We start from the raw sequence: 26,214 nt of genomic DNA on the forward strand, positions 1-26,214 counted from the left end.
TTTCGCGCTTCAATAAGCACATGACGCTTACATTTATATAGACGATAAGGTGATCTCACCCTGATGGCCGATTGGCAAAACCTCGATCCCGAGGCCGCCCGCGAAGCGGAAAAATACGAAAACCCCATCCCCAGTCGCGAACTGATCCTGGCGCACCTCGCCGAACGCGGCGCGCCGGCGACCCGCGCGCAACTACTGGAAGAGCTCGGCCTGTCCGGCGAGGAGCAGGAAGAAGCCCTGCGCCGTCGCCTGCGCGCCATGGAGCGTGACGGCCAGCTCATCTATACCCGCCGCGGCGCCTACGCCCCGGTGGACAAGCTGGACCTGATCCGCGGCCGCATCGCCGGCCACCGCGACGGCTTCGGCTTCCTGATTCCCGACGACGGCAGCGACGACCTGTTCCTCAGCCCGACGCAGATGCGCCTGGTGTTCGACGGCGACCGCGCCCTGGCGCGCGTCTCCGGCTTCGACCGCCGCGGCCGCCGCGAAGGCGCCATCGTCGAAGTCATCGAACGCGCCCATGAGACCCTGGTCGGCCGCTACTTCGAAGAGAGCGGCATCGGCACCGTGGTCGCCGACAACCCGAAGATCCAGCAGGAAGTGCTGATCCCGCCGGGCAAGCACGGCGCGGCCAGGCACAACCAGTTCGTCCAGGTGCGCATCGACCAGTGGCCCAGCGTGCACCGCCAGGCCCAGGGCGAAGTGGTGGAAGTGCTCGGCGACTACATGGCGCCGGGCATGGAGATCGAAGTCGCCCTGCGCAGCTACGACATCCCCCACGTCTGGCCCGAAGGCGTGGAGAAGGAAGCGGCCAAGCTCAAGCCCGAGGTGGCGGACAAGGACAAGGAGAAGCGCGTCGACCTGCGCGCCCTGCCGTTCGTGACCATCGACGGCGAGGACGCCCGCGACTTCGACGACGCCGTCTACGCCGAGAAGCGCAAGGGCGGCGGCTGGAAGCTGTACGTCGCCATCGCCGACGTCTCCCACTACGTGAAGGTGGGCTCGGCGCTGGACGAGGAGGCGGCCAAGCGCGGCAACTCGGTGTACTTCCCTGAGCGCGTCATCCCCATGCTGCCGGAAATCCTCTCCAACGGCCTGTGCTCGCTGAACCCGCTGGTCGACCGCCTGGCCATGGTCTGCGAGATGAACCTGTCCAGGGCCGGCAAGATGACCGGCTACCAGTTCTACGAGGCGGTCATCCACTCCCACGCGCGGCTCACCTACACCAAGGTCAGCCAGTACCTGGAGACCCCCGACAGCCCCGAAGCCAAGCGCCTGGCCGAGCAACTGCCGGGCGTGGTGCCGCACCTGAACACCCTGTATGACCTGTACAAGGTGCTGCTGGCGGCGCGCCACGTGCGTGGCGCCATCGACTTCGAGACCCAGGAGACGCGCATCGTCTTCGGCGCCGACCGCAAGATCTCGGAAATCCGCCCGACCCAGCGCAACGACGCGCACAAGCTGATCGAGGAATGCATGCTGGCGGCCAACGTGGCCACCGCCAGGTTCCTCGAGAAGCTGGAAATCCCCGCGCTGTACCGCGTCCACGACGGCCCGCCGCAGGAGAAGCTGAACAACCTGCGGCAGTTCCTCGGCGAACTGGGCCTGGCCCTCTACCGCGGCAAGGGCGAGCCGACCCCCGGCGACTACCAGGCGCTGCTCGAATCCATCCAGGGCCGCCCGGACTTCCAGCTGATCCAGACGGTGATGCTGCGCTCGCTGAGCCAGGCGGTGTACAGCCCGGAGAACCACGGCCACTTCGGCCTGAACTACGAGGCCTACACCCACTTCACCTCGCCGATCCGCCGCTACCCGGACCTGCTGGTGCACCGCGCCATCCGCAGCGTGATCCGCTCCAAGCGCGAAACCGACCTGGTGCAGCGCGCCGGCGCCACCGCGATGGCCAAGGCGCGCATCTACCCCTATGACGAGCCGCGCCTGGAGCAGCTCGGCGAGCAGTGCTCGATGACCGAGCGGCGCGCCGACGAGGCCACCCGCGACGTCACCAACTGGCTGAAGTGCGAATACATGCGCGACCGCGTCGGCGAGACCTTCGACGGCGTGATCACCGCGGTCACCGGCTTCGGCATCTTCGTCGAGCTGACCGACATCTATGTCGAGGGCCTGGTGCACGTCACCGCGCTGCCCGGCGACTACTACCACTTCGACGCCGTGCACCACCGCCTGGCCGGCGAGCGCACCGGGCGCAGCTTCCGCCTCGGCGACATCACCCAGGTGGTGGTGGCGCGGGTCGACCTGGACGAGCGCAAGATCGACTTCGAGCTGGCCGAAAACGCGCTCAGCGCGCCCATTGGCCGCAAGAAGCGCGGCGACAAGGCCGAGGCGGCCAAGCCTGGCAAGCCTGCCAAGGCGGCCGCCAAGCCGGCCAGGGCCAAGGGCCAGCCGCGCGAGCTGCAGCAGGTGCCGGAGCCGCCGCTGCCCGTGGCGCCGCCGCGCAAGCGCAAGGTCGGTTTGGTCCAGGCGTTGCCCTCGGTGGCGCCGGAGATGCTCGCCAAGGCCGACGAGATGCTCGGCAACACCGATGTGAACAGAAGCCGCGCGCTGAAGCAGGCGCTGCTCGACGAAGCCAAGGTGGGCGGCAAGCGGCCGCCGGCCAAGGCCCAGGGCAAGCCGGCGAAGAACGCCAAGGCCGCCGCGGAGAAACCGCGCAAGCCGTCGAAGCAGAAAGCCAAGGCCGCCAAGCCGAGCAAGCACCGCAAGGGCCCGTCCAAGCCCAAGGCGGAGGGCGCCGCGGCAGGCAAGCCTAAGGCCAAGCCATGAGCCAGTGGGAAAGGGTCTACGGCGTGCACGCCGTGGAGGCGTTGCTGCGCCATCACCCCAAGCGCGTCAAGCAGTTGTGGCTGGCCGAGGGGCGGCACGACCCGCGGGTCCAGGCGCTGGTGGAGCTGGCCGGGCAGACGCGGGTGCCGGTGGGCACCCGTGAGCGCAAGGAACTCGACGAGTGGGCCGAGGGCGTGCACCAGGGCGTGGTCGCCGAGGTCAGCCCGAGCCAAGTGTGGGGCGAGAACATGCTCGAGGAACTGCTCGAGCGCACCCCCGGGCCGGCCTTGCTGCTGGCCCTGGACGGCGTCACCGACCCGCACAACCTCGGCGCCTGCCTGCGCACCGCCGATGCCGCCGGCGCGCTGGCGGTGATAGTGCCGAAGGACAAGTCGGCGACCCTCAACGCCACCGTGCGCAAGGTCGCCTGCGGCGCCGCCGAGGTGATCCCGCTGGTGGCCGTGACCAACCTCGCGCGCACCCTGGAAAAGCTCCAGCAGCGCGGCCTGTGGGTGGTCGGCACGGCCGGCGAGGCGACCCAGACCCTCTACGAGCTGGACCTCACCGGCCCTACCGTGCTGGTCATGGGCGCCGAAGGCAAGGGTATGCGCCGCCTGACCCGCGAACACTGCGACTACCTGGCCAAGCTGCCCATGGGCGGCAGCGTCAGCAGCCTGAACGTGTCGGTGGCCACCGGCGTGTGCCTGTTCGAGATCGTCCGCCAGCGCCAGGCGAAAAAGGCCTAAGAACCCCGTAGGAGCGAGCTTGCTCGCGAACCAAACCCGGCACCGTGCCCGCCCGGTTCGCGAGCAGGCTCGCTCCTGCGAAGAGCCCCAGCGCGGTCTGCAGGACAGTTGGAGCCATAGGAGAAATGCCGTCGTAGGATGGGTTGAGCGAAGCGATACCCATCGCCATGGCCGCATGGGTTTCGCAAGCCCGACCCATCCTGCGAAGAGCCTCTGCCGCCCCTCGCCTGCAATTGCTCAAATATTCATCAATTGCCTTGCGCCGCCTTCCCCCCTTCTCTAGAATGTCGCCCCTTGCCGTCCGGGCAGGCGCTCACGCGCCCACCCGCCGGCAAGTCAAAAAGACATTCACTCCTTGCCTGACCGCATCGTCGGCAGGCTGCAACCCGTAAGGAGCATTTATGCGTCATTACGAAATCGTGTTCCTGGTTCACCCGGACCAGAGCGAACAAGTCGGTGGCATGGTCGAGCGTTACACCAAGGTCATCGAAGAAGACGGCGGCAAGGTTCACCGCCTGGAAGACTGGGGCCGTCGTCAGCTGGCTTACGCCATCAACAACGTGCACAAGGCTCACTACGTTCTGCTGAACGTCGAGTGCAGCGCCAAGGCCCTGGCCGAACTGGAAGACAACTTCCGCTACAACGACGCCGTCATCCGTAACCTGGTGATCCGTCGCGACGAAGCCGTTACCGGCCAGTCCGAAATGCTGAAGGCCGAAGAGAGCCGCAACGAGCGCCGCGAGCGCCGTGAGCGTCCTGACTCCAACGAAAACGAGTCCGCTGACGGCGAAGACAGCCGCGACAGCGCCGACGAGTAATCCCGGACAGTATTGAGGAGCCGATAACATGGCACGTTTCTTCCGTCGTCGTAAGTTCTGCCGTTTCACCGCTGAAGGCGTCAAGGAGATCGATTACAAAGATCTCAACACCCTGAAGGCCTACGTTTCCGAAACCGGCAAGATCGTTCCGAGCCGCATCACCGGCACCAAGGCCAAGTACCAGCGTCAGCTGTCGACCGCCATCAAGCGCGCTCGCTACCTGGCCCTGCTTCCCTACACCGACAGCCACGGCCGTTGATCGGGCAGTCGACGTAGCCTTGATGGATAGATCGCATGCGCGCATTGGCTGAATTCGTCATGCGAGGCCGCATGCAGGCGACCCTGGTGGTCGTCGCAGCCGCGGTACTGCAGCCGTTCTTCTGGCTCGGTGCCGCCGCCGGCAGCCTGGTGCTGCTGCGCCGGGGAACCGGAGATGCCATTGGCATCCTGGCCTGGGCGCTGCTCCCGGCCCTGGCCTGGTGGTACCTGGGCGACCCCACGGTCACCCTGGTGATGCTGGGTTCGGCGGTCCTGGCGCAGGTGTTGCGCACCAGCATGTCCTGGAATCGGGTCATGCTGGCCAGCGTGGTGTTGGGCGTGTTCTACGTGCTGCTGTTGAGCACGGTATCCGCCGGGCTGGTTCAAGGTCTGGCGGAGGCGTTTGGCAAGGTGCTGCCGCAGGTGCTGTCGGAAGCGAAGCTTTCGGCGGACCAGCAGGCCGAGCTGCAAGCGGGGCTGGTGCCGGCCGTTACCGGCCTGCTGGCCGCCTCGCTGCAGGTCATCAGCCTGTTGTGCCTGATGCTGGCGCGCTACTGGCAAGCGGCGTTGTACAACCCGCAAGGGTTCGGCCGCGAGTTCCGCGCGCTGCGCCTGGCGCCGGCGGTGGCCATCGCGCTGCTGCTGGGCGTGCTGGTGGTGCCGCTGCTGGGCCCGCAGTTCGCCGTGGTGGCGCCGTTGTGCGCCGTGCCGCTGCTGTTCGCCGGGCTCGCGCTCGGCCATGGGCTGGTCGCGCTGAAACGCCTGCCGGGGTTCTGGCTGGTGCTGTTGTACGGCCTGGCGCTGATGCTGGGGAATGTGATCTGTCTGGTTGCTGTCGTCGATAGTCTGTTTGATTTTCGTGGTCGCCTGGTACGTCGCCAGGGCTCCACGAACGGTGAAGGTTAAAAGTTAAGAGGTAAGACTCAAATGGAAGTCATCCTGCTGGAAAAGATCGCCAAACTGGGCAACCTGGGCGACAAACTGAACGTCAAGGGCGGCTACGCCCGTAACTACCTGCTGCCGCAGGGCAAGGCCACCGCTGCCACCCCGGCCAACGTCGCTGCTTTCGAAGAGCGCCGCGCCGAGCTGGAAAAGGCTGCCGCCGCGAAGAAGGCTGACGCCGAAGCTCGCGCCGCCCAGCTGGCCGAACTGATCGTCACCATCGGCGCCCACGCCGGCGACGAAGGCAAGCTGTTCGGTTCGATCGGCACCCGCGACATCGCCGAAGCGGTCTCCGCTGCCGGCTACCCGCTGGAAAAGGCCGAAGTGCGCCTGCCCAACGGTGCCCTGCGCACCGTCGGCGAATACGACATCGAAGTGCAACTGCACACCGACGTCGAAGCGACCCTGCACGTGGTCGTCGTCGCCGAGTAAGCGATCCGTCGCTGCGACGCCGTGGACACCTTGCGTGGACGCGGCAGTTCGCTAACATCGGGCACGGTACCGCCTAGCGGTCCGTGCCCTTTGTTTTTCTGCATCCATCCGAGTTTCCTGCGCCGAGCCCATGAACGACATCACCGTCCCCGAGCAATACGACCTGCAAACGGCCACCCTCAAGGTGCCGCCGCATTCGATCGAAGCCGAACAGGCGGTGCTGGGTGGTCTGATGCTCGACAACAACGCCTGGGAGCGCGTGTCGGACGCGGTGTCCGACGGCGACTTCTACCGCCATGACCACCGCCTGATCTTCCGCGCGGTGTACAAGCTCGCCGAAGGCAACCAGCCGATCGACGTGGTGACCCTCTCCGAGCTGCTGGAGCGCGAAGGCCAGCTGTCGCAGGTCGGCGGCCTGGCCTACCTTGCCGAGCTGGCGAAGAACACCCCCTCGGTGGCGAACATCAAGGCCTACGCGCAGATCATCCGCGAGCGCGCCACCCTGCGCCAGCTGATCGGCATCAGCAGCGACATCGCCGACAGCGCCTTCAACCCCGAGGGCCGCAGCGCCAACGAGGTGCTCGACGAGGCCGAGCGGCGCATCTTCGAGATCGCCGAGGCGCGGCCGAAGACCGGCGGCCCGGTGGGCATCGGCGACATCCTGGTGAAGACGATCGACCGGATCGACCACCTGTTCAACACCAACGACGCCTTCACCGGCATCTCCACCGGCTTCACCGACCTCGACGAGAAGACCAGCGGCCTGCAGCCGGCCGACCTGATCATCGTCGCCGGCCGTCCGTCCATGGGCAAGACCACCTTCGCCATGAACCTGGTGGAGAACGCCGTGCTGCGCACCGACAAGGTGGTGCTGGTGTACTCCCTGGAGATGCCCTCGGACTCGATCGTGATGCGTATGCTCTCGTCCCTGGGCCGCATCGACCAGACCAAGGTGCGTTCGGGCAAGCTGGAGGACGACGACTGGCCGCGCCTGACCTCGGCGGTCAACCTGCTCAACGAGCGCAAGCTGTTCATCGACGACACCGCCGGCATCTCGCCCTCGGAAATGCGCGCGCGCACCCGGCGCCTGGCTCGCGAGCACGGCGAGATCGCCCTGATCATGGTGGACTACCTGCAGCTGATGCAGATCCCCGGTTCCTCCGGCGACAACCGCACCAACGAGATCTCCGAGATCTCCCGCTCGCTCAAGGCCCTGGCCAAGGAATTCAACTGCCCGGTGGTGGCGCTGTCGCAGCTCAACCGCTCCCTGGAACAGCGCCCGAACAAGCGCCCGGTGAACTCCGACCTTCGTGAATCCGGGGCGATCGAGCAGGACGCCGACGTGATCATGTTCGTCTACCGCGACGAGGTGTACCACCCGGAAACCGAGTTCAAGGGCGTGGCCGAAATCATCATCGGCAAGCAGCGTAACGGCCCCATCGGCACCGTGCGCCTGGCCTTCCTCGGCCGCTTCACCCGCTTCGAGAACCTCGCCCCGGGCATGTACAACTTCGAAGACGAATAAAGACGAGCAAGGCTGGAGGCTGTACGTAAGAGCTTGATGCGGAGTGGCCGGGGGTTATGCTTTCAGCCTTCAGCCTTCAGCCTTCAGCCTTCAGCCTTCAGCCTTCAGCCTTCAGCCTTCAGCCTTCAGCCTTCAGCCTGGACCCCCATGCGCCCCCTTATCGCCCATATCGACCTCTCCGCCATCCAGCACAACTACGCCCTGGCCAAGCGCTGCGCGCCGGGCCGCGAGGCGTTCGCCGTGGTCAAGGCCAATGCCTACGGGCATGGCGTGCGCGAGGTGGTGACCGCGCTGCGTGACGAGGCCGACGGTTTCGCCGTGGCCTGCCTGGAAGAGGCCGCCGAGGTCCGCGCGCTGCACGGCACCGCGCGCATCCTGCTGCTGGAAGGCTGCTTCGAGCCGAGCGAGTTCCTGGTGGCCTCGCAACTACGCCTGGACATCGCCGTGCAAGGCCCGGAGCAACTGGCGACGCTGTTGGCCAGCAACCTGCCGCAGCCGCTCAATGTCTGGCTCAAGCTGGATTCGGGCATGCATCGCCTGGGCTTCTCCGCCGAGGCCCTGCGCGCGGTCTTCCCGAGTCTGCGCGGCGCCCCGCAGGTCGCCGAGCTGAACCTGATGAGCCACTTCGCCTGCGCCGACGAGCGCGGCCATACGCTCACCGAGGACCAGCTGGAATGCTTCCTCGGCCTGCTCGACCTGGACTTCGACCAGCGCTCGCTGGCCAACTCCGCCGCCGTACTGAGCATCCCGGCGGCGCACATGGACTGGATCCGCCCCGGCATCATGCTCTACGGCGCCTCGCCCTTCGCCGATCTGGGCGCGGCCGAGATGGGCCTGCGCCCGGCCATGAGCCTGCACGCGCAGGTGATGTCCATTCGCGAAGTGGCGGTGGGCGAGAGCGTCGGCTACGGCGCCACCTGGGTGGCCGAACGGCCGTCGCGCATCGGCACCGTCAGTTGTGGCTACGCCGACGGCTACCCACGCCACGCGCCCAGCGGCACGCCAGTGTTGGTCGCCGGCCAGCGCGCGCCGCTGGCCGGCCGGGTGTCCATGGACATGCTGGCGGTGGACCTCACCGACCTGCCCGAAGCCACCGTCGGCGCCCCGGTGGAACTCTGGGGCGCGCAGCTGGCGGTGGACGAAGTGGCCGCCCACGCCGGCACCATCGGCTACGAGCTGCTGACCAAGGTCACCGCGCGGGTGCCGCGGCGCTACCGTTAGTTTCAGCCGCCCATGCGCTCGCGCAACTTGCGCAGCGCCGGCGACTCGCCGCCGGTGGCCTCGATGCAGAATTCGGCGTAGGCCTGTTCCAGTTCGCGGTATTGCTGCAGGCCCTGCTCGGTGAACAGATAGCGCCCGGGAATGTCGCGCCACTGCACCGGCGCATCCAGGCTGCCGGCCTCGGCGCGGCCGAGCAGATCGTCGAGTTCACGCAGCAATTGCCCTGCGGCCGGGTCGCGCGCCAGGTGCTGCTGCAGGTTGGCCCGCAATGCCCGGGCCTTGGCTTTCAGGGTTTCGGTGTGCATCACTTCTCTGCTCATCGTGGGCTGCTGCCTTAGACCAACCGGTCCGAAGTCTTCAGCGTCTCCAGCCAGAAGTCGCCATTGCCAGCGTCCTCCCCGGCCAGCGCGTAGCTGGCCCGGCCGCTGCCCTTGACCTGGTACAGCGCCTGGTCGGCGGCCTTGTACAGCTTGGCGAACTGCAGTGCGTGGCGCGGGTAGATGGCCACGCCGATGCTCGGGGTGATGCTCAGTTCCAGGCGGTCGAAGTGCACCGGCCGCGACAGTTCGCTGAGCAGGCGCACCGCTATCTCCCGGGCGTGGCCTTCGGCGTCGGGGCCGGACACCAGCGCGGCGAACTCGTCGCCGCCCAGGCGCGCCACGCAGTCGCTGGAGCGCACGCACTGGCGCAGGCGGTGGCCGACGTGCTGGAGCATGAAGTCGCCGGCGTCGTGGCCGTGGGTGTCGTTGATCGGCTTGAAGTGGTCGAGGTCGATCAGCATCAGCGCCAGGCTTTCGCCGTTCTGCTGGGCCTGCTGCAGCGCCTGCTCGGCGTGCTCCACCAGGTAGCGGCGGTTGGGCAGCCCGGTGAGGGGATCGTTGTGCGCGGCATGGCGCAGCTGGGCCTCGCGTTCGAGCAGCAGGCGGTTGCTCTGCGTCAGCTCGGCGGTGCGCGCCGCCACGGCCTGTGCCAGGTCGTTCTGCGCGCTCTGCAACAGGGTCATGCGCGCGCTCTTCTCGCGGTTGGCCTGCTCCAGGGCCTGGGCCTTCTCGCGCTTGAGTTCCTGGATGCGCGAGGTCAGGGCGAAGGAGAACAGGATGGACTCCATGGCCACCGACACCGGGAACAGATAGGCGGTGGTCGGCGACGGCTGCACCACGCCCAGAGCGCGCATCACCGAGATGCTCACGCTGGACAGCACCAGGCCGAAGCCCACCAGGTACAGGCGCGCCGGCAGCGAGCCCTGCAGCGAGCGGGTGATGGCCGCGCCGAGCGCCGCCGGGATGCCGACGAAGGTGGTGGTGGCCAGCACCCAGCCGGCCTCGGAGCGGCCGACGAAGACGTTGAGCAGCACCGAGGCGACGTACAGCAGGCAGTTCAGCGTCAGCATGTGGTGCGCCCAGGGCACGTTGCGGCGGGTCTGCAGCAGCGTCTGGGTGAAGCGGGTGACGCACAGGCCCCACAGCGAGGGCAGGGTGATGCGGTTCAGCCACCAGGGCACTGCGTCGCCGGGCCAGAGCAGTTCGAAGGCATGGCCGGTCATGCCCATGCTGAACAGCAGGGCGAAGCCGGTGGTGAGCACGTACCAGAAGTAGGCGCGGTCGCGCAGGCTGACCAGGATGAACAGGTTGTACAGCAGCAGCGCGGCGATCAGCCCGTAGACGCCGCCGAGGAACAGGTTGGTCTCGGCGCGGTGGTCCTGCAGGTCGTCCTGCGACCAGATGCGCAGCGGGAAGGAGTTGCCGGCCGGGTCCAGGCTGCGCAGGTACAGGCGCAGCGGGCCCTCGCCGGCGGGCAGGTGGAACACCGGGCGGCGGTAGCTGCGGTCGCGGCCCTCGGCGAAGGGCACCGCCTCGCCCGAACGCAGCTCGCGGTAGCCGCCCTGGCCGTCGGGCAGGTACAGGCGCAGGTCGAGCAGGTTCACCGCGTCCACCTCCAGCCACCAGCCGCCGGTCGGGGTGGCCTGGCGCTCGAGGTCCAGGCGCAGCCACCAGGGGTTGGGGCTCTGGCCGACGCTGGTGCGGCCCTTGGCGGGCACGAAGGCGGCGTCCTGCTCGCGTGCCTGTTGCAGGTCCAGGCGCGCGCCCGGGTCTTCCAGCAGCATCAGGCCGTCGTTCAGCCAGCGCCCGCTGGCCCGTTCGTCGAGCACCAGGGGCTGGGCCGCGGCGCTGGCGCAACCGAGCAGGAGAAACAACAGACACCACAGATGACGCACGGTTGACACTCCCTGTTTCCGGCCGCTGCGGCCAAGCCTGTTGAGACGGTGGAGCGAGTATAGCCAGTTGCCACTGCGCCGGCTCCGCCAATCGTCCCCGTCCGGCGGTCGCCCGGCGCCGGGAAAAACCCCAGCGTCCCGGTCGGAATTGTTCACTTTTTGTGCTATATTCCGCGCCCGCGATTTCGCGACCCTATTCCTAGAGATGCCCCCGGTGCCCGTGATGCAAGCCGCCAAGCCGCTGTTCGACTATCCCAAGTTCTGGGCCGAGTGTTTCGGCCCGGCGCCGTTCCTGCCGATGAGCCGGGAAGAGATGGATCAACTGGGCTGGGACTCCTGCGACATCATCATCGTCACCGGCGATGCCTACGTCGACCATCCGTCCTTCGGCATGGCCATCATCGGCCGCCTGCTGGAAGCCCAGGGCTTCCGCGTGGGCATCATCGCCCAGCCGGACTGGCAGTCGAAAGACGACTTCATGAAGCTGGGCAAGCCGAACCTGTTCTTCGGCGTGGCCGCCGGCAACATGGATTCGATGATCAACCGCTACACCGCCGACCGGAAGATCCGCTCCGACGACGCCTACACCCCCGGCGGCAACGCCGGCAAGCGCCCGGACCGCGCCAGCATGGTCTACAGCCAGCGCTGCCGCGAGGCGTACAAGGGCGTGCCGATCGTGCTCGGCGGCATCGAGGCCTCGCTGCGCCGCATCGCCCACTACGACTACTGGCAGGACAAGGTCCGCCACTCGATCCTGATGGACGCCAAGGCCGACATCCTGCTGTTCGGCAACGCCGAGCGCGCCGTGGTGGAAGTGGCCCAGCGCCTGTCCGCCGGCGAGCCGATCGAGTCGATCACCGACGTGCGCGGCACCGCCTTCGTCCGCCGCGACACCCCCGAGGGCTGGTTCGAGCTGGACTCCACGCGCATCGACCGCCCGGGCAGGATCGACAAGATCATCAACCCCTACGTCAACACCCAGGACACCGCCGCCTGCGCCATCGAGCAGGACAAGGGCCCGCAGGAAGACCCCAACGAAGCCAAGGTGGTGCAACTGCTGCCCAACCCGAAGCTGACCCGCGAGCGCACCGTCATCCGCCTGCCGTCCTTCGAGAAGGTGAAGAACGACCCGGTGCTGTACGCCCACGCCAACCGCGTGTTGCACCTGGAGACCAACCCCGGCAACGCCCGGGCCATGGTCCAGCGCCACGGCGAGACCGACGTGTGGTTCAACCCGCCGCCCATCCCGCTGAGCACCGAGGAGATGGACTACGTCTTCGGCCTGCCCTACGCCCGCGTGCCGCACCCGGCCTACGGCGGCGAGAAGATCCCGGCCTACGAGATGATCCGTTTCTCGGTGAACATCATGCGTGGCTGCTTCGGCGGCTGCACCTTCTGCTCGATCACCGAGCACGAAGGGCGGATCATCCAGAACCGCTCGGAAGACTCGATCATCCGCGAGATCGAGGAGATCCGCGACAAGGTGCCGGGCTTCACCGGGGTGATCTCCGACCTCGGCGGGCCGACCGCCAACATGTACCGCATCGCCTGCAAGGACCCGCAGATCGAGAAGCACTGCCGCAAGCCGTCGTGCGTGTTCCCGGGCATCTGCGAGAACCTCAACACCGACCACTCCTCGCTGATCCAACTGTACCGCCGCGCCCGCGACCTGCCGGGGGTGAAGAAGATCCTCATCGCCTCGGGCCTGCGCTACGACCTGGCGGTGGAGTCGCCGGAGTACGTCCGCGAGCTGGTGACGCACCACGTCGGCGGCTATCTGAAGATCGCCCCGGAGCACACCGAGCAGGGCCCGCTGTCGAAGATGATGAAGCCGGGCATCGGCAGCTACGACCGCTTCAAGCAGATGTTCGAGAAGTTCTCCAAGGAGGCGGGCAAGGAGCAGTACCTGATCCCGTACTTCATCGCCGCGCACCCGGGCACCACCGACGAGGACATGATGAACCTCGCCCTGTGGCTCAAGCGCAACGGCTTCCGCGCCGACCAGGTGCAGGCCTTCTATCCTTCGCCGATGGCCACCGCCACGGCCATGTACCACTCGGGCAAGAACCCGCTGCGCAAGGTCACCTACAAGAGCGACGCGGTGACCATCGTCAAGGGCGAGCGCCATCGCCGCCTGCACAAGGCCTTCCTGCGCTGGCACGACCCGAACAACTGGCCGATGCTGCGCGAGGCGCTCAAGGACATGGGCCGCGCCGACCTGATCGGCAACGGCAAGCACCAGCTGATCCCCACCCACCAGCCCGACGCCGACGGCAGCTACCAGAGCGCCCGGCGCAAGAACTCCACCCCGGTGGGCAGCAAGAAGGCCGGCAAGCCGCTGCTGACCCAGCACACCGGCCTGCCGCCGCGCGCCAGCGACGGCTCGCGCCCGTGGAACAAGGGCGAGGAGGGCAAGGCCGCGGCCTACGCCAAGGGCAAGAAGCGCACCACCAAGCGCCAGCCGAACATACCGCGCTGAGTGCATGACCGACGACGGGGCCGCAAGGCCCCGTTTTCGTTTCCGGGCCTGCTTTCGTAGGAGCGAGCTTGCTCGCGAACCCGCCGGTGGTACCTGTGCACTGGTTCAACTCCACTCCCTCTCCCTAACCCTCTCCCTGAAGGGAGAGGGGACCGTTCGGAGTGCGCTGATGTTTTGGCGTTAGCCGGCGGTTCCGGCGGTTTCCAGCTGAAACCATTTCCTCTCTCGGCACGGACAAGCCCCCTCTCCCTTCAGGGCGGGGCGCGCAGCCGAGGGCTGGGGAGAGGGTGCGGAGGTCGGTCTGATGCCGGCGTATCCGGGAAACTCTGTTCGCGAGCAAGCTCGCTCCTACAGGAAGGGAACCGCATCTGGTCTATCCACCGAAACATTTTGGTACTATAGTTCCAAAATCATAAAAACAAGACCGGAGACCCCGCCATGCGTCGCGCCGCCCTGTCCCTTCTCAGCCTCGCCGTGCTCCTGGCCGCCTGCGGCGAGCAGGACAAACCCACCGCCGCGGTCAGCGCGGATTTCCAGAAAGACCTGCAGGCCCGGCTGATCAAGGCCAAGCCCGGTGAGGTCATCGCGATCCCCGCCGGCACCTACCACCTCGACCGCGGCCTCAGCCTCAAGGTCGATGGCGTGACCCTCCGCGGCGACGGCATGGACAAGACCATCCTCAGCTTCCGCAACCAGAAGGCCGGCGCCGAAGGCCTGCTGGTGGACGCCTCGGACTTCACCATCGAGAACCTGGCCATCGAGGACAGCAAGGGCGACGCGCTCAAGGTGCTGGGCGGCAAGAACATCGTGATCCGCAACGTGCGCACCGAATGGACCAACGGCCCGGCCACCGAGAACGGCGCCTACGGCCTGTACCCGGTACAGACCGAGAACGTGCTGCTGGAGGGCAACGTGGCCATCGGCGCCTCGGACGCGGGCATCTACGTCGGCCAGTCGCGCAACGTGGTGGTGCGCAACAACCGCGCCGAGCGCAACGTCGCCGGCATCGAGATCGAGAACACCATCGGCGCCGACGTGTACGACAACGTGGCCACCGGCAACACCGGCGGCATCCTCGTCTTCAACATGCCCAACCTGCAGCAGCCGGGGCGCGGCACCCGCGTCTACAACAACGAGGTGCAGGGCAACAACCACGACAACTTCGGCCACAAGGGCACGCCGGTGGCCAGCGTCCCGGCCGGTTCCGGGGTGGTGGTCAACTCCAACGACGACGTGGAAATCTTCGACAACAGGATCGGCGACCACAAGACCGCCAACGTCATCATCAGCAGCTACTACAGCACCAACTACTCGGACAAGGCGACGCAGCCGAACTTCGACCCCTACCCCGAGGGCATCTACATCCACGGCAACACCTTCGGCCCCGGCGGCGACAGCCCCGACCACCTGGAGCTGAAGGCGCTGAAGATCGCCAAGTTCGGCCTCAACGGGCGCCTGCCGGACATCCTCTGGGACGGCTACGTGAACCAGAAGAAACTGGTCGACGGCAAGCTGCCGGAGGAGCTGGCCATCTGCATCGACAACGGCGAGGCCGGCATCGTCAACGTCGACGGCCCCAACGGCTACAAGAACATCAGCACCGACATGAGCGGCCACCGCTGCAAGCTCAAGCCGCTGCCGAAAATCGAACAGGCCGGCCTGGGCGAGAAGGGAGGCAAGGCATGACGCGAGCCGCCCACGCCTGGTTGTCGCTCGCCCTGGCCGTGGCGCTGGCCGGGTGCGGGCAGCAGGCGAAGCCGCGCTACCAGCCCGAGGGCGACGACTACCCGCAGACCTTGAGCGGCTGGGGCATGCTGCACCTGGGCGGCGGCCACCTCGCGCCTGCGCCCGAGGTGCTGCCCTACGACCTCAACACGCCGCTGTTCACCGACTATGCGCACAAGCTGCGCACCGTGTGGATGCCCGAGGGGCAGGCGGCGAAATACGCCGAGGGCCACTTCGACTACCCGCTGGGCACGGTGCTGACCAAGACCTTCTACTACCCCACCGACGGCAAGGGCCAACTGCTGGAGAACTCGCAGGACGACCGCGACCCGCAGCAGGGCCTGGACCTGGCCAGGGTGCGCCTGGTCGAGACCCGCGTGCTGGTGAAGCAGAAGGACGGCTGGACGGCGCTGCCCTACGTGTGGGACGCCGAGCAGAAGGAAGCGCACCTGGAACTGGCCGGCGATAGCCAGGCCCTGGAGCTGCAGGACGCGGCCGGGCAGAAGGTGGCCTTCACCTACATGGTGCCGGACGCCAACCAGTGCTCCGAGTGCCACGCCGAGACCAAGGGCGCCGGCATCGCCCCGCTGGGCCCCAAGGCCCGGCACCTGAACAAGGACTTCGGCTACGCCGAGGGCAGCGACAACCAGCTGCGCCACTGGCAGGCGCGCGGCTTCCTGCAGGGCCTGCCGGAACTGGCGCAGGTGCCGCAGAACGCCCTCTGGGGCCACCCGCGCGCAGGCGAGAGCCTGGAGAAGCAGGCGCGCAGCTATCTGGACGCCAATTGCGGCCACTGCCATAACCCGAAGGGGGCGGCGCGCACCTCGGGGCTGTATATCGATGCCAGTGCCGAGTTGGGCGTGAACTACGGGTTCTGCAAGCAGCCGGTGGCGGCGGGCAATGGCACTGGCGGGCGTCGCGAGGATATCCATCCGGGGCATCCGGAGCTGTCGGTGCTGACCTACCGAGTGGGGAGCGACAAGCCCGGGGAGATGATGCCGGAGCTGGGGCGGGCGTTGGTGCACAAGGAGGGGTTGGAGGTGTTGGAGCGGTGGATTGCGGGGTTGGCGGGGGGGTGTAGTTGACGCTGGAGCTTCCATGCGATGTCGGTGCGTGGGGGGACTCCATTCCCTCTCCCTAACCCTCTCCCTGAAGGGAGAGGGGACCGTTCGGTGTGCTTGGATGTTCTGGAGTCAGCCGGCAATACCGGAAGCTTCCATTTGAAACCTTCTTTGTCTCGGCACGGACAAGCCCCCTCTCCCTTCAGGGCGGGGCGCGCAGCCGAGGGCTGGGGAGAGGGCGCTCTAAAGCCCAACACCAAACCCCCAGGCAATTCCCTCTTCGCGAGCAAGCTCGCTCCTACGAAAGACCACCCCACCGTCTAGGCTATCCCCCACCGGCGCCCTATTTCCGTGCACCCCATGCCCGGCATGCGCCCCCTGGCCCCGCGATGGTGCCCGGCGCCCGTGCGCAGCCTGTTCCACGGCCCCTGGCGGCTGGCACGGGACTTGCGCGGAAGCTGTGTCGCCCAGGCCCGCAGGAGGCCCGCCGTGTCGATCCATGTCGCCTTGCAGCACGTCACCCACTACCGCTACGACCGCGCCGTGAACCTCGGCCCGCAACTGGTGCGCCTGCGCCCGGCGCCGCACAGCCGCACGCGCATCCTCGGCTATTCGCTGAAGGTCGCCCCGGGCAAGCACTTCATCAACTGGCAGCAGGACCCGCAGGGCAACTACCTGGCGCGCCTGGTGTTCCCGGAGAAGACCGAGGAACTGCGGGTGGAGGTGGACCTGGTCGCCGAGATGGCGGTGTTCAACCCCTTCGACTTCTTCCTCGAGCCCTACGCCGAGCAGTTCCCCTTCGCCTACGGCGCCGACGAGCAGCGCGAGCTGGCGCCCTACCTCGCGCGCCAGCCGGCCAGCCCGCGGTTCGCCGAATACCTCGCCGCGGTGCCGCGCGACGCCAGCCCCACCGTGGACTTCCTGGTCGCGCTGAACCAGCGCCTGGCCGGCGACGTGCGCTACCTCATCCGCATGGAACCCGGCGTGCAGACGCCCGAGCAGACCCTGGAGCTGGCCTCCGGCTCCTGCCGCGACTCGGCCTGGCTGCTGGTCCAGCTGGCGCGCCACCTGGGCCTGGCGGCGCGCTTCGTCTCCGGCTACCTGATCCAGCTCAGCGCCGACCAGAAGGCCCTGGACGGCCCCAGCGGCACCGAAGTGGACTTCACCGACCTGCACGCCTGGGCCGAGGTCTACCTGCCCGGCGCCGGCTGGGTGGGGCTGGACCCGACCTCCGGGCTGTTCGCCGGCGAGGGCCACATCCCCCTGGCCTGCAGCCCCGAGCCGTCCTCGGCGGCGCCGATCACCGGCGCGCTGGAGGAATGCGAGGTTCGGTTCAGCCACCAGATGCGCGTGGAGCGCGTCTGGGAAGCGCCGCGGGTGACCAAGCCCTATAGCGAGGAACAGTGGCAGGCGATCCGCGAACTGGGCTCGCGCATCGACGCCGACCTCGCCGAACGGGACGTGCGCCTGACCATGGGCGGCGAGCCGACCTTCATCGCCATCGACTACCCCGACGACCCCGAGTGGAACACCGCCGCCCTGGGCCCGAACAAGCGCCGCCTGGCCGCCGAGCTGTTCCACCGCCTGCGCCGCCACTACGCGCCCAAGGGCCTGGTGCACTTCGGCCAGGGCAAGTGGTACCCCGGCGAGCAACTGCCGCGCTGGTCGCTCAACTGCTTCTGGCGGCGCGACGGCGAGCCGCTGTGGAACAACCCCATGCTCTACGCCGAGGAGGGCCGCAGCTACGGCGCCGACGCCGCCCTGGCCGCGCGCTTCCTGCGCCGCCTCGCCGGGCGCCTGGGCCTGGCCGGCGACACCCTGTTCGCCGCCTACGAAGACTGGTTCTACTACCTCTGGCGCGAGCGCCGGCTACCCAGCAACGTCACCCCGGAAGACCCGCGCCTGGCCGACCCGCTGGAGCGCGAACGCCTGTGCCGGGTGTTCGAGCGCGGCCTGGGCGAGGAGGTCGGCCATGTGCTGCCGCTGGCGCGCAGCGCCGCCGGCGACGCCTGGGAAAGCAGCCGCTGGTTCCTCCGTGGCGAGCACTGCCGGCTGGTCCCCGGCGACTCGGCGCTGGGCTACCGCCTGCCGCTGGACTCGCAGCCCTGGGCCAGCGAGGCCGACTACCCCTACGTCAACCCGGCCGACCCCAGCCAGCCGCGCCCACCGTTGCGCCGCGCCGCGCAACTGCAACAGGTACGCGAGCGCATGCCCGGCGGCCCGGACGCCACGCGCCAGCCGCTGCTGCACCAGTCCGCCGGCTGGATCACCCGCACTGCGCTGTGCGCCGAACCGCGCGAAGGCCGGCTGTACCTGTTCATGCCGCCGCTGGCGGAGCTGGAGGCCTACCTGGAGCTGGTCGCCGCCATCGAGGCCACCGCCGGCGAACTGGGCTGCCCGGTGCTGCTGGAAGGCTACGAGCCGCCGGCCGACCCGCGCCTGAGCAACTTCCGCGTCACCCCCGACCCGGGCGTGATCGAAGTGAACATCCACCCCTCGGCGAACTGGGACGAACTGGTCGAGCGCACCGAATTCCTCTACGAGGCGGCGCGCCAGTCGCGGCTGTCCAGCGAGAAGTTCATGGTCGACGGCCGCCACGTCGGCACCGGCGGCGGCAACCACTTCGTCCTCGGCGGCGCCACCCCGGCGGACTCGCCCTTCCTGCGCCGCCCGGACCTGCTGCGCAGCCTGGTCAGCTACTGGCACAACCACCCCTCGCTGTCCTACCTGTTCTCCGGCCTGTTCATCGGCCCGACCTCCCAGGCGCCGCGGGTGGACGAGGCGCGCAACGACGCGCTCTACGAACTGGAGATCGCCTTCGCGCAGATGCCCGAGCCGGGCGCCGACTGCCCGCCCTGGCTGGTCGACCGCCTGCTGCGCAACCTGCTGGTGGACGTCAGCGGCAACACCCACCGCGCCGAATTCTGCATCGACAAGCTGTACTCGCCGGACAGCGCCAGCGGCCGCCTCGGCCTGCTGGAACTGCGCGCCTTCGAAATGCCGCCCCACGCGCGCATGAGCCTGGCCCAGCAACTGCTGCTGCGGGCCCTGGTGGCGCGCTTCTGGGCCGAGCCCTACACGCCGTCGAAGCTGGTGCGCTGGGGCACCGAGCTGCACGACCGCTTCCTGCTGCCGCACTTCGTCGAGCAGGACTTCGCCGACGTGGTCCACGAACTCAACGTCTTCGGCTACCCGCTGCGCGGCGACTGGTTCGCCCCGCACTTCGAATTCCGCTTCCCGAAATACGGCGACTACGCGGTGAAGGGCATCGACCTGGAACTGCGCCAGGCCCTGGAGCCCTGGCACGTGCTGGGCGAGGAGGGCGCCCCCGGCGGCGCCGTGCGCTACGTGGACTCGTCCCTGGAGCGCGTGCAGCTGAAGCTGGGCGGCATGGCCCCGGACCGCTACGTGGTCACCTGCAACGGCCGCCCGGTGCCGCTGCGGCCCACCGGCCAGGTCGGCGAATACGTCGCCGCGGTGCGCTACCGCGCCTGGCAGCCGGCGTCCTGCCTGCAGCCGACCATCGGCGTACAGGCGCCGCTGGTCTTCGACATCGTCGACACCTGGATGCAGCGCTCCCTCGGCGGTTGCCAGTACCACGTCAGCCACCCTGGCGGGCGCAGCTACGACAGCTTCCCGGTGAACGCCTACGAAGCCGAGAGCCGGCGCCTGGCGCGCTTCTTCCGCCACGGCCACACACCCGGCAAGCTGAACGTGGAGGCGCCGCGCGCCGACGCCGAACTGCCGATGACCCTCGACCTGCGGCGGACATGAGCGCCGCCGCCCGCTAAAGTGAACAGGCCGCCTTGCACGCCGAGTCCCTGATGTCCGAGTTGCTCGCCCACTACCCGCTGTCCGCCACGGCGTACCACGAACTGCTGGACGCCGCGGGCGGCGTGCGCCCGCACTGGCAACGCCTGGTGCAGCGCCTGGAACGCGCCAGCGCCGCGCAGCTGGAGCAGCGCCAGGCCCTGCTGGCGCGGCAGATCCAGGAAAACGGCGTGACCTACAACGTCTACGCCGACCCCAAGGGCGCCGACCGCCCCTGGGAGCTGGACCTGCTGCCCAACCTGCTGTCCGCCGAGGAATGGGCCGGCATCGCCGCCGGCGTGGCGCAGCGCGGGCGGCTGCTCAACGCGGTGCTGGCCGACCTCTATGGCGAGCAGCGCCTGCTCGCCGAGGGCGTGCTGCCCACCGAACTGGTCTACGGCCACCCCAACTTCCTCTGGCCCTGCGGCGGTTTGCCGGTGCCCGGCGGCATCTACCTGCACAGCTATGCCGTGGACCTGGCGCGCGACGCCGATGGCCGCTGGCACGTGCTCGCCGACCGCACCCAGGCGCCCTCCGGCGCCGGCTACGCCCTGGAGAACCGGCAGATCATCTCCCGCGCCCTGCCGGAGCTATACCGCGAACTGCGCGTGCAGTACCTGGCCGGCTACTTCCGCACCCTGCAGGAAACCCTCGCCCACTGCGCCCCGGTCGACGGCGAGACGCCGCTGGTGGTGCTGCTGACCCCGGGGCGCTTCAACGAAACCTACTTCGAGCACCTGTACCTGGCGCGCCAACTGGGCTTCCCGCTGGTGGAAGGCCACGACCTGACGGTGCGCGACGCCACCCTCTACCTGAAGACCCTCGGCGGCCTGAAGCGCGTGCATGCAGTGCTGCGGCGCCTGGACGACGACTTCTGCGACCCGCTGGAACTGCGCACCGACTCCGCCCTCGGCGTGCCCGGCCTGCTCGACGCCGTGCGCCGCGGCCGCGTGCTGGTGGCTAACGCCCTGGGCAGCGGTGTGCTGGAATCGCCGGGGCTGCTGGGCTTCCTGCCGGCGGCCAGCCGCCGGCTGTTCGGCGAAGACCTGCTGCTGCCGGCGGTGCAGACCCACTGGTGCTGCGAACCGGGCGCCCTGGACATGGCGCTGGGCGAGCTGGAGCGCCTGGTCATCAAGCCGGCCTTCCCCTCGCAGAGCTTCGAGCCGCTGTTCGGCCATACGCTGGGCCCGGCGGCCCGCACCGAGCTGTGCCAGCGCCTGCGCGCGCAGCCCCACGCCTACGTGGCGCAGCGCCAGGCGCAGCTGTCCCAGGCGCCGGTGTGGCAGCAGGTCGGGGCGCACGGCGAGCTGCAATCGCGCGCCATCGGCATGCGCGTGTTCGCCGTGGCCGCCAGCGACGGCCGCTACTGGGTGATGCCCGGCGGCCTGACGCGGGTGGCCTCGGCGGCGGACGCCGAAGTGGTCTCCATGCAGCGCGGCGGGGCCAGCAAGGACACCTGGGTGCTGGCCGACCGCCCGGTCCACGGCGAGCCGCTGCGGCCGCGCAACATAGGCGCGCGCGATCTGATCCGGCAGGACCCGTACCTGCCCTCGCGGGTGGTGGAGAACCTCTACTGGTTCGGCCGCTACGCCGAGCGCTGCGACGACAACGCCCGGTTGCTGCGCGTGGTGCTGTCGCGCTACGTCGATGCCGACGGCGACGAGCAGGCCCTGCGCAGCGCGCTGGACCTGGCCGGCGCCATGGGCCTGATCCCCCGGGGCGAGGCGCCGCTGGAGCAACGCCTGCTGGCGGCCCTGCTGGACGAGCACTGGAGCAACAGCCTCTGCGCCAACCTGCGCCGCCTGCACTGGGCCGCCGCCCAGGTGCGCGGGCGGCTGTCGCGGGAGAACTGGCTGGCGCTGATGGAGCTGCAGCGCGACCTGCAGGCACTGGACGCGCGCGACACCGAACTGGGCGACGCCCTGGACTTCCTCAACCGCCTGCTGATGTCCCTGGCCGCGCTGTCCGGCTTCGCCCTCGACGACATGACCCGCGACGACGGCTGGCGCTTCCTGATGATCGGCCGGCGCATCGAGCGCATCCAGTTCTTCGCCGACGCCATCGCCGGCTTCCTAACCGGCGGCGCAGCCTGGGACCCGGGCGCCCTGGAATGGCTGCTGGAGCTGGGCAACAGCACCATCACCTACCGCTCGCGCTACCTCGCCGGGCCGCAGCTGATCCCGGTGCTCGACCTGCTGTTGCTGCACGAGCAGAACCCTCACGCCCTGTACTTCCAACTGCAGGCCCTGGAGCGCTCCCTGGAACGCCTGCACCAGGAATTCGGCATGCCCCGCGAGCAGGAACTGGCGCTGCTCACCACGCGCCTGCTGGCCTTCGACTTCGCCACCCTGGAGAACCCGCTGTTCGGCAGCGCCGGGCAGGACGAAGTGCTCGCCGGCCTGGCGCGCCTGCTGCGCGAACTGGCGCAGGGCGCCGGCCAGGCATCCGACCGCCTCGGCCTGCGCTACTTCGCCCACGTCGACGACGTCAGCCAGCGCACGGTGTCCACCTGATGGCCGAAGCCCAGCTTTCCCCAACGTCCGCGCCGGTGGCGCGCTACCAGGTGTTCCACGACACCCGCTACCGCTATGCCGCGCCGGTGTCGCTGTCGCAGCAACTGCTGCACCTGTGGCCGCGCGACTGCCCGCGGCAGCGCTGCCTGGGCCGCGAACTGCAGATCGAACCCGTGCCCACCCAGCGCAGCGACGGCTTCGACGTGTTCGGCAACCCGCTGACGCGCCTGGCCTTCGAACGGCCCCACGACGAACTGCAGGTGAACGCCCGCCTGCAGATCGAAGTGCTGCCGCGCCCGCCGCTGCACGCCTCGCCGGCCTGGGAACAAGTGGCCGCCGGCCTGGCCTTCAGCGGCCGCGCCCTGTCGGCGCAGGAACTGGAAGCCTGCCGCTTCCGCATGGAATCGCCCTACGTGCGCATCAAGCGCCAGTTCGCCGACTTCGCCGCCGACTGCTTCCCCCCCGGCCGGCCGCTGCTGGAAGGCGCCGCGGCGCTGATGCAGAAAATCTTCGACGAATTCGCCTTCGACGCCGAAGCCACCCAGGTGGCGACGCCCCTGACCGAAGTGCTGGAGCGCCGCCGCGGCGTGTGCCAGGACTTCGCCCACCTGATGCTCGCCTGCCTGCGCTCGCGCGGCCTGGCGGCCCGCTACGTCAGCGGCTACCTGCTGACCCGCCCGCCACCCGGCCAGCCCCGCCTGATCGGCGCCGACGCCTCCCACGCCTGGGTCTCGCTGTACTGCCCGGCCAACGGCTGGGTGGACTTCGATCCCACCAACAACATCCTCCCGGCCCTGGAACACATCACCCTGGCCTGGGGCCGCGACTTCGCCGACGTCTCGCCGCTGCGCGGGGTGATCCTCGGCGGCGGTAGCCACGACCCGGAAGTGCGGGTGACGGTGATGCCGCATTGGGAATTGGCGGTGTAGCAGAGCGGCCAAGGCCAGGCTCCGAGGTGCTCTCCGTAGGATCGAGGGGGACGCCTAGTTCTTGCTCGCGAACGGTGCTTGCGGGTGGCTGCTGTGTGTCCGGTTGACTCCGCTCCCTCACCCCAGCCCTCTCCCGGAGGGAGAGGGGGCCGTTCGGCGTGGGCTGGAGTTTCGACGTCAGCCTGTAGGAGCGGGCCCTGCCCGCGAAACGCGCGCAGGGGAATGGCGTGGGTGGGGCAGCGTAGCGGATCTCATCCGCGAATCGCGCCGGTGGTTCCGGCTATCGCGGACAAGGTCCGCTACGATCTTGCGCCCTACGGGCAAGCGCTGTTCGTAGCCAGATGTACCAGGACGACCCCGGATTCCCCACCCGCTCAGGACAGCCCCCTCTCCCGCTTGCGGGAGAGGGTTGGGGTGAGGGTGGTGCAGGAGAAACGCCGTCGTAGGATGGGTTGAGCGAAGCGATACCCATCACCAAGGCCGCATGGGTTTCGCAAGCTCAACCCATCCTACGAAAAGCGCCTCTGCGCAGCCGGCAAGTTAGTTGCTCCTGACAACCCCACCCGCCGGGCAAGCCGCGAACGGCGTGCTAGCTTTTCCCTGGTCATTTCCCAATCAACGGATGGGCCAGGCCATGGGCGACACGAACATCGTCAACGTGGGTACGGAGAAGTTCAACGAAATCTGGTCGCTGGTGCAGCAGTACGCCCTGGCCTTCGGCATCAAGATTCTCGCCGCCATCGCCTTCTGGGTGATCGGCCGCTGGCTGATCGGCCTGGCGGTGGGCATGGTCGAGCGGGCCCTGGCCCGGCAGAGCGTCGACCCGACGCTGCTGCGCTACGTCGGCTCCTTCATCACCGTGACCCTCAACATCGTCCTGGTGATCGGCATTCTCGGCTACTTCGGCGTGCAGACCACCAGCCTGGCGGCGCTGATCGCCGCGGCCGGCGTGGCCATCGGCATGGCCTGGTCGGGGCTGCTGGCAAACCTCGCCGCCGGCGGCTTCATCATCGTCCTGCGGCCGTTCAAGGTCGGCGACTTCATCACCGCCGCCGGCGTCACCGGCACGGTCAAGGAGATCGGCCTGTTCTCCACCGCCATCAACACCCCGGACAATGTGCTGACCCTGGTGGGCAACAACAAGGTCTTCGGCGACACCATCCAGAACTACAGCCACAACCCCTTCCGCCGCGTCGAACTCAAGGCCCAGTTGTCCGGCGCCGCCGACTACGCGGCCGCCACGGCCCTGCTCAAGGAGCGCATCGCGCAGATCCCCAACGTGCTCGACGAGCCACCGGTGGAGGTGGAGATCCTCGAGTTCAACCTGGTCGGCCCGGTGCTGGCGGTGCGCCCGTACTGCCACAACGACAACTACTGGCAGGTCTACTTCGACACCAACCGCACCATCAAGGAAGCCCTGGGCACCGGCTTCCCGGCGCCGATGCCGGCGCAGACCATCATCGTGCAGCAGCAATCCGCCAACTGATCGCCGCGCCACACGCAGGGGCACCGCAAGGGTGCCCCTGGTGCTTCCGAATGCGTTTTCCTACGCCGTTGGGGATGGGCGGTCGTCAATCCTCGACAGCCGGTGAGTGCGCAGGAGCTTTCCTGCCGCCATAGGAAATTTCACCTTCCCGCGAGTGGGGAGGCCCCGCCGAAGCTGGCGATTCATCCTGCATATTCCCCCCGTCGACAAGCGCACCCTGGGTGGACCTCGACCGACGCTTCCCGCGCCGGTTGCCGTCTTCATCGCCCGGGGGCCCGATGCCACGCCATTCCCGTTTCGCCGCTTTCAGCCTGATCGAGCTGCTCGTCACCCTGGCCGTGCTGGCCATCACCCTCGCCATCGCGGTGCCCGGCTTCACCCAACTGGTACGCAGCCAGCAGGTGCAGGGCGCCGCCCAGGAGCTGTATGCGCTGCTGCTCTATACCCGCAGCGAGGCGGCCAGCCGCGGGCGCTCCGTCACACTGAAGCCGGCCCAGGGCAGTACCTGGCGCGGGACTCTGACGGTGACGGCCGGCAGCACCAGCCTGCGGCAGGTGACGCTGCGTGACGCCGTCGTCCTGGCCAGCGCTGCTAACAGCATCGTCTTCCGCGCCGATGGGCGCCTGGGCGGCAACGCGACCTGCATCAGCATCTGCCCGGCCGTGGACGGCGCGACCTGCCAGCGCATCCGCATCCTCGCCAGCGGGCAGATAGCCTTGCCGGCCAGCGGAGGCTGCTCATGAGGGCCGCATGCGCGGGCGTCGGCCTGATCGAGGTGCTGGTGGCGCTGCTGGTGCTGACGGTGGGCGGCCTGGGCATGCTCGCCCTGCAGTCGCAGGCGGTGCAGAACACCCAGGCGGCCATCCTGCAGGGCAACGCGGTGATGCTCGCCCACGACCTGCTGGAGATGATGCGCAGCAACCGCGACGCGGTGCTCGACGCGACGGGGCAGTTGAACGGCGAGTCGAAGTATTTCAAGGCCGAGAAGTCCGCCTTTCCAGCCATACCAGACAACTGCGGGACACGGCAGCGCGGTAGCGGTGGCGACGGCGTCGCGACCGCCGACCTCGGCTGCTGGCGTGGCCGGATCGAGCGCTTGCTGCCGGTGACCGAGGACCTCCTGACGAAGGAATTCGCGGTCTGCCGCAGCGCTTCGGGCGAAGCCTGTTCCGACGCCGGTTCCCTGGTGATGATCCGCGTCGCCTGGGCCGACAAGCGTTCGAAAATGTGCGACGGGGGCGTGTGCAGCTACGTGCTGCGCGCGGAGCTGTGA

The 26,214-nt window shown here is 68.5% G+C and carries 19 protein-coding genes; 17 read left to right on the forward strand and 2 right to left on the reverse strand.

Annotated elements, in window-relative coordinates:
• Positions 1-63: 63 nt before the first annotated feature.
• The 8 genes from rnr to alr all read left to right on the forward strand — a co-directional run bounded on the left by rnr (position 64) and on the right by alr (position 8,723).
• The gene (gene rnr / locus IG194_RS16150) at positions 64-2,781 is read left to right on the forward strand and encodes a ribonuclease R (RefSeq protein WP_058488205.1); all 2,718 of its coding nucleotides are present in this window, start codon (positions 64-66) and stop codon (positions 2,779-2,781) included.
• The gene (gene rlmB / locus IG194_RS16155; RefSeq protein ID WP_058488206.1) at positions 2,778-3,527 is read left to right on the forward strand and encodes a 23S rRNA (guanosine(2251)-2'-O)-methyltransferase RlmB; all 750 of its coding nucleotides are present in this window, start codon (positions 2,778-2,780) and stop codon (positions 3,525-3,527) included. Before rnr ends, rlmB begins: the two co-directional genes overlap by 4 nt.
• A 401-nt stretch (positions 3,528-3,928) precedes the next feature.
• Positions 3,929-4,345 (forward strand): 30S ribosomal protein S6, encoded by a 417-nt coding sequence (rpsF, locus tag IG194_RS16160; RefSeq protein ID WP_009613460.1) that lies wholly within the window; start codon positions 3,929-3,931, stop codon positions 4,343-4,345.
• Positions 4,346-4,373: 28 nt separating this feature from the next.
• Positions 4,374-4,604, forward strand: coding sequence for a 30S ribosomal protein S18 (gene rpsR, locus IG194_RS16165; RefSeq protein ID WP_009613459.1), 231 nt, complete (start codon positions 4,374-4,376; stop codon positions 4,602-4,604).
• 35 nt (positions 4,605-4,639) lie between these two features.
• Complete coding sequence (locus IG194_RS16170) at positions 4,640-5,509, forward strand: hypothetical protein (protein ID WP_043268604.1); 870 nt, start codon at positions 4,640-4,642, stop codon at positions 5,507-5,509.
• Between the two features lie 21 nt (positions 5,510-5,530).
• On the forward strand, positions 5,531-5,977 hold the full coding sequence (gene rplI / locus IG194_RS16175; protein ID WP_009613455.1) for a 50S ribosomal protein L9: 447 nt from the start codon (positions 5,531-5,533) through the stop codon (positions 5,975-5,977).
• A 130-nt stretch (positions 5,978-6,107) separates the two neighbouring features.
• Positions 6,108-7,502 (forward strand): replicative DNA helicase, encoded by a 1,395-nt coding sequence (dnaB, locus tag IG194_RS16180; protein WP_009613453.1) that lies wholly within the window; start codon positions 6,108-6,110, stop codon positions 7,500-7,502.
• 147 nt (positions 7,503-7,649) lie between these two features.
• Positions 7,650-8,723 (forward strand): alanine racemase, encoded by a 1,074-nt coding sequence (gene alr, locus IG194_RS16185; protein ID WP_058488207.1) that lies wholly within the window; start codon positions 7,650-7,652, stop codon positions 8,721-8,723.
• Between the two features lie 2 nt (positions 8,724-8,725).
• On the opposite strand, the gene IG194_RS16190 is transcribed toward alr, so the two are convergent.
• Complete coding sequence (locus tag IG194_RS16190) at positions 8,726-9,028, reverse strand: hypothetical protein (RefSeq protein ID WP_043316864.1); 303 nt, start codon at positions 9,026-9,028, stop codon at positions 8,726-8,728.
• 29 nt (positions 9,029-9,057) lie between these two features.
• A complete protein-coding gene (locus IG194_RS16195; RefSeq protein ID WP_058488208.1) occupies positions 9,058-10,938 on the reverse strand; it encodes a diguanylate cyclase in 1,881 nt (626 codons plus the stop codon).
• Between the two features lie 223 nt (positions 10,939-11,161).
• Between IG194_RS16195 and IG194_RS16200 the strand changes: the two genes are divergently transcribed.
• The 9 genes from IG194_RS16200 (at position 11,162) to pilV (ending at position 26,214) form a co-directional block, all read left to right on the forward strand.
• Positions 11,162-13,417 carry a YgiQ family radical SAM protein gene (locus IG194_RS16200; protein WP_058489698.1) on the forward strand — a complete coding sequence of 752 codons (2,256 nt, stop codon included), beginning with the start codon at positions 11,162-11,164 and terminating at the stop codon, positions 13,415-13,417.
• Between the two features lie 438 nt (positions 13,418-13,855).
• Entirely contained in the window at positions 13,856-15,103 is a 1,248-nt protein-coding gene (locus IG194_RS16205; RefSeq protein WP_058488209.1) for a parallel beta-helix domain-containing protein, read from the forward strand.
• On the forward strand, positions 15,100-16,227 hold the full coding sequence (locus IG194_RS16210) for an SO2930 family diheme c-type cytochrome (protein ID WP_058488210.1): 1,128 nt from the start codon (positions 15,100-15,102) through the stop codon (positions 16,225-16,227). The genes IG194_RS16205 and IG194_RS16210 overlap by 4 nt, the downstream gene beginning before the upstream one ends.
• A gap of 465 nt (positions 16,228-16,692) precedes the next feature.
• Complete coding sequence (locus IG194_RS16215; RefSeq protein ID WP_058488211.1) at positions 16,693-19,977, forward strand: DUF2126 domain-containing protein; 3,285 nt, start codon at positions 16,693-16,695, stop codon at positions 19,975-19,977.
• Between the two features lie 50 nt (positions 19,978-20,027).
• On the forward strand, positions 20,028-22,526 hold the full coding sequence (locus IG194_RS16220; RefSeq protein ID WP_058488212.1) for a circularly permuted type 2 ATP-grasp protein: 2,499 nt from the start codon (positions 20,028-20,030) through the stop codon (positions 22,524-22,526).
• A complete protein-coding gene (locus tag IG194_RS16225; RefSeq protein ID WP_141679742.1) occupies positions 22,526-23,455 on the forward strand; it encodes a transglutaminase family protein in 930 nt (309 codons plus the stop codon). The genes IG194_RS16220 and IG194_RS16225 overlap by 1 nt, the downstream gene beginning before the upstream one ends.
• 634 nt (positions 23,456-24,089) lie before the next feature.
• On the forward strand, positions 24,090-24,941 hold the full coding sequence (locus tag IG194_RS16230) for a mechanosensitive ion channel family protein (RefSeq protein WP_043269128.1): 852 nt from the start codon (positions 24,090-24,092) through the stop codon (positions 24,939-24,941).
• Between the two features lie 278 nt (positions 24,942-25,219).
• Positions 25,220-25,684, forward strand: coding sequence for a GspH/FimT family pseudopilin (locus IG194_RS16235; protein ID WP_009613428.1), 465 nt, complete (start codon positions 25,220-25,222; stop codon positions 25,682-25,684).
• Entirely contained in the window at positions 25,681-26,214 is a 534-nt protein-coding gene (pilV, locus tag IG194_RS16240) for a type IV pilus modification protein PilV (RefSeq protein WP_058488213.1), read from the forward strand. The genes IG194_RS16235 and pilV overlap by 4 nt, the downstream gene beginning before the upstream one ends.

Source organism: Pseudomonas sp. ADPe, assembly GCF_014843515.1.
GTDB lineage: Bacteria > Pseudomonadota > Gammaproteobacteria > Pseudomonadales > Pseudomonadaceae > Pseudomonas > Pseudomonas citronellolis.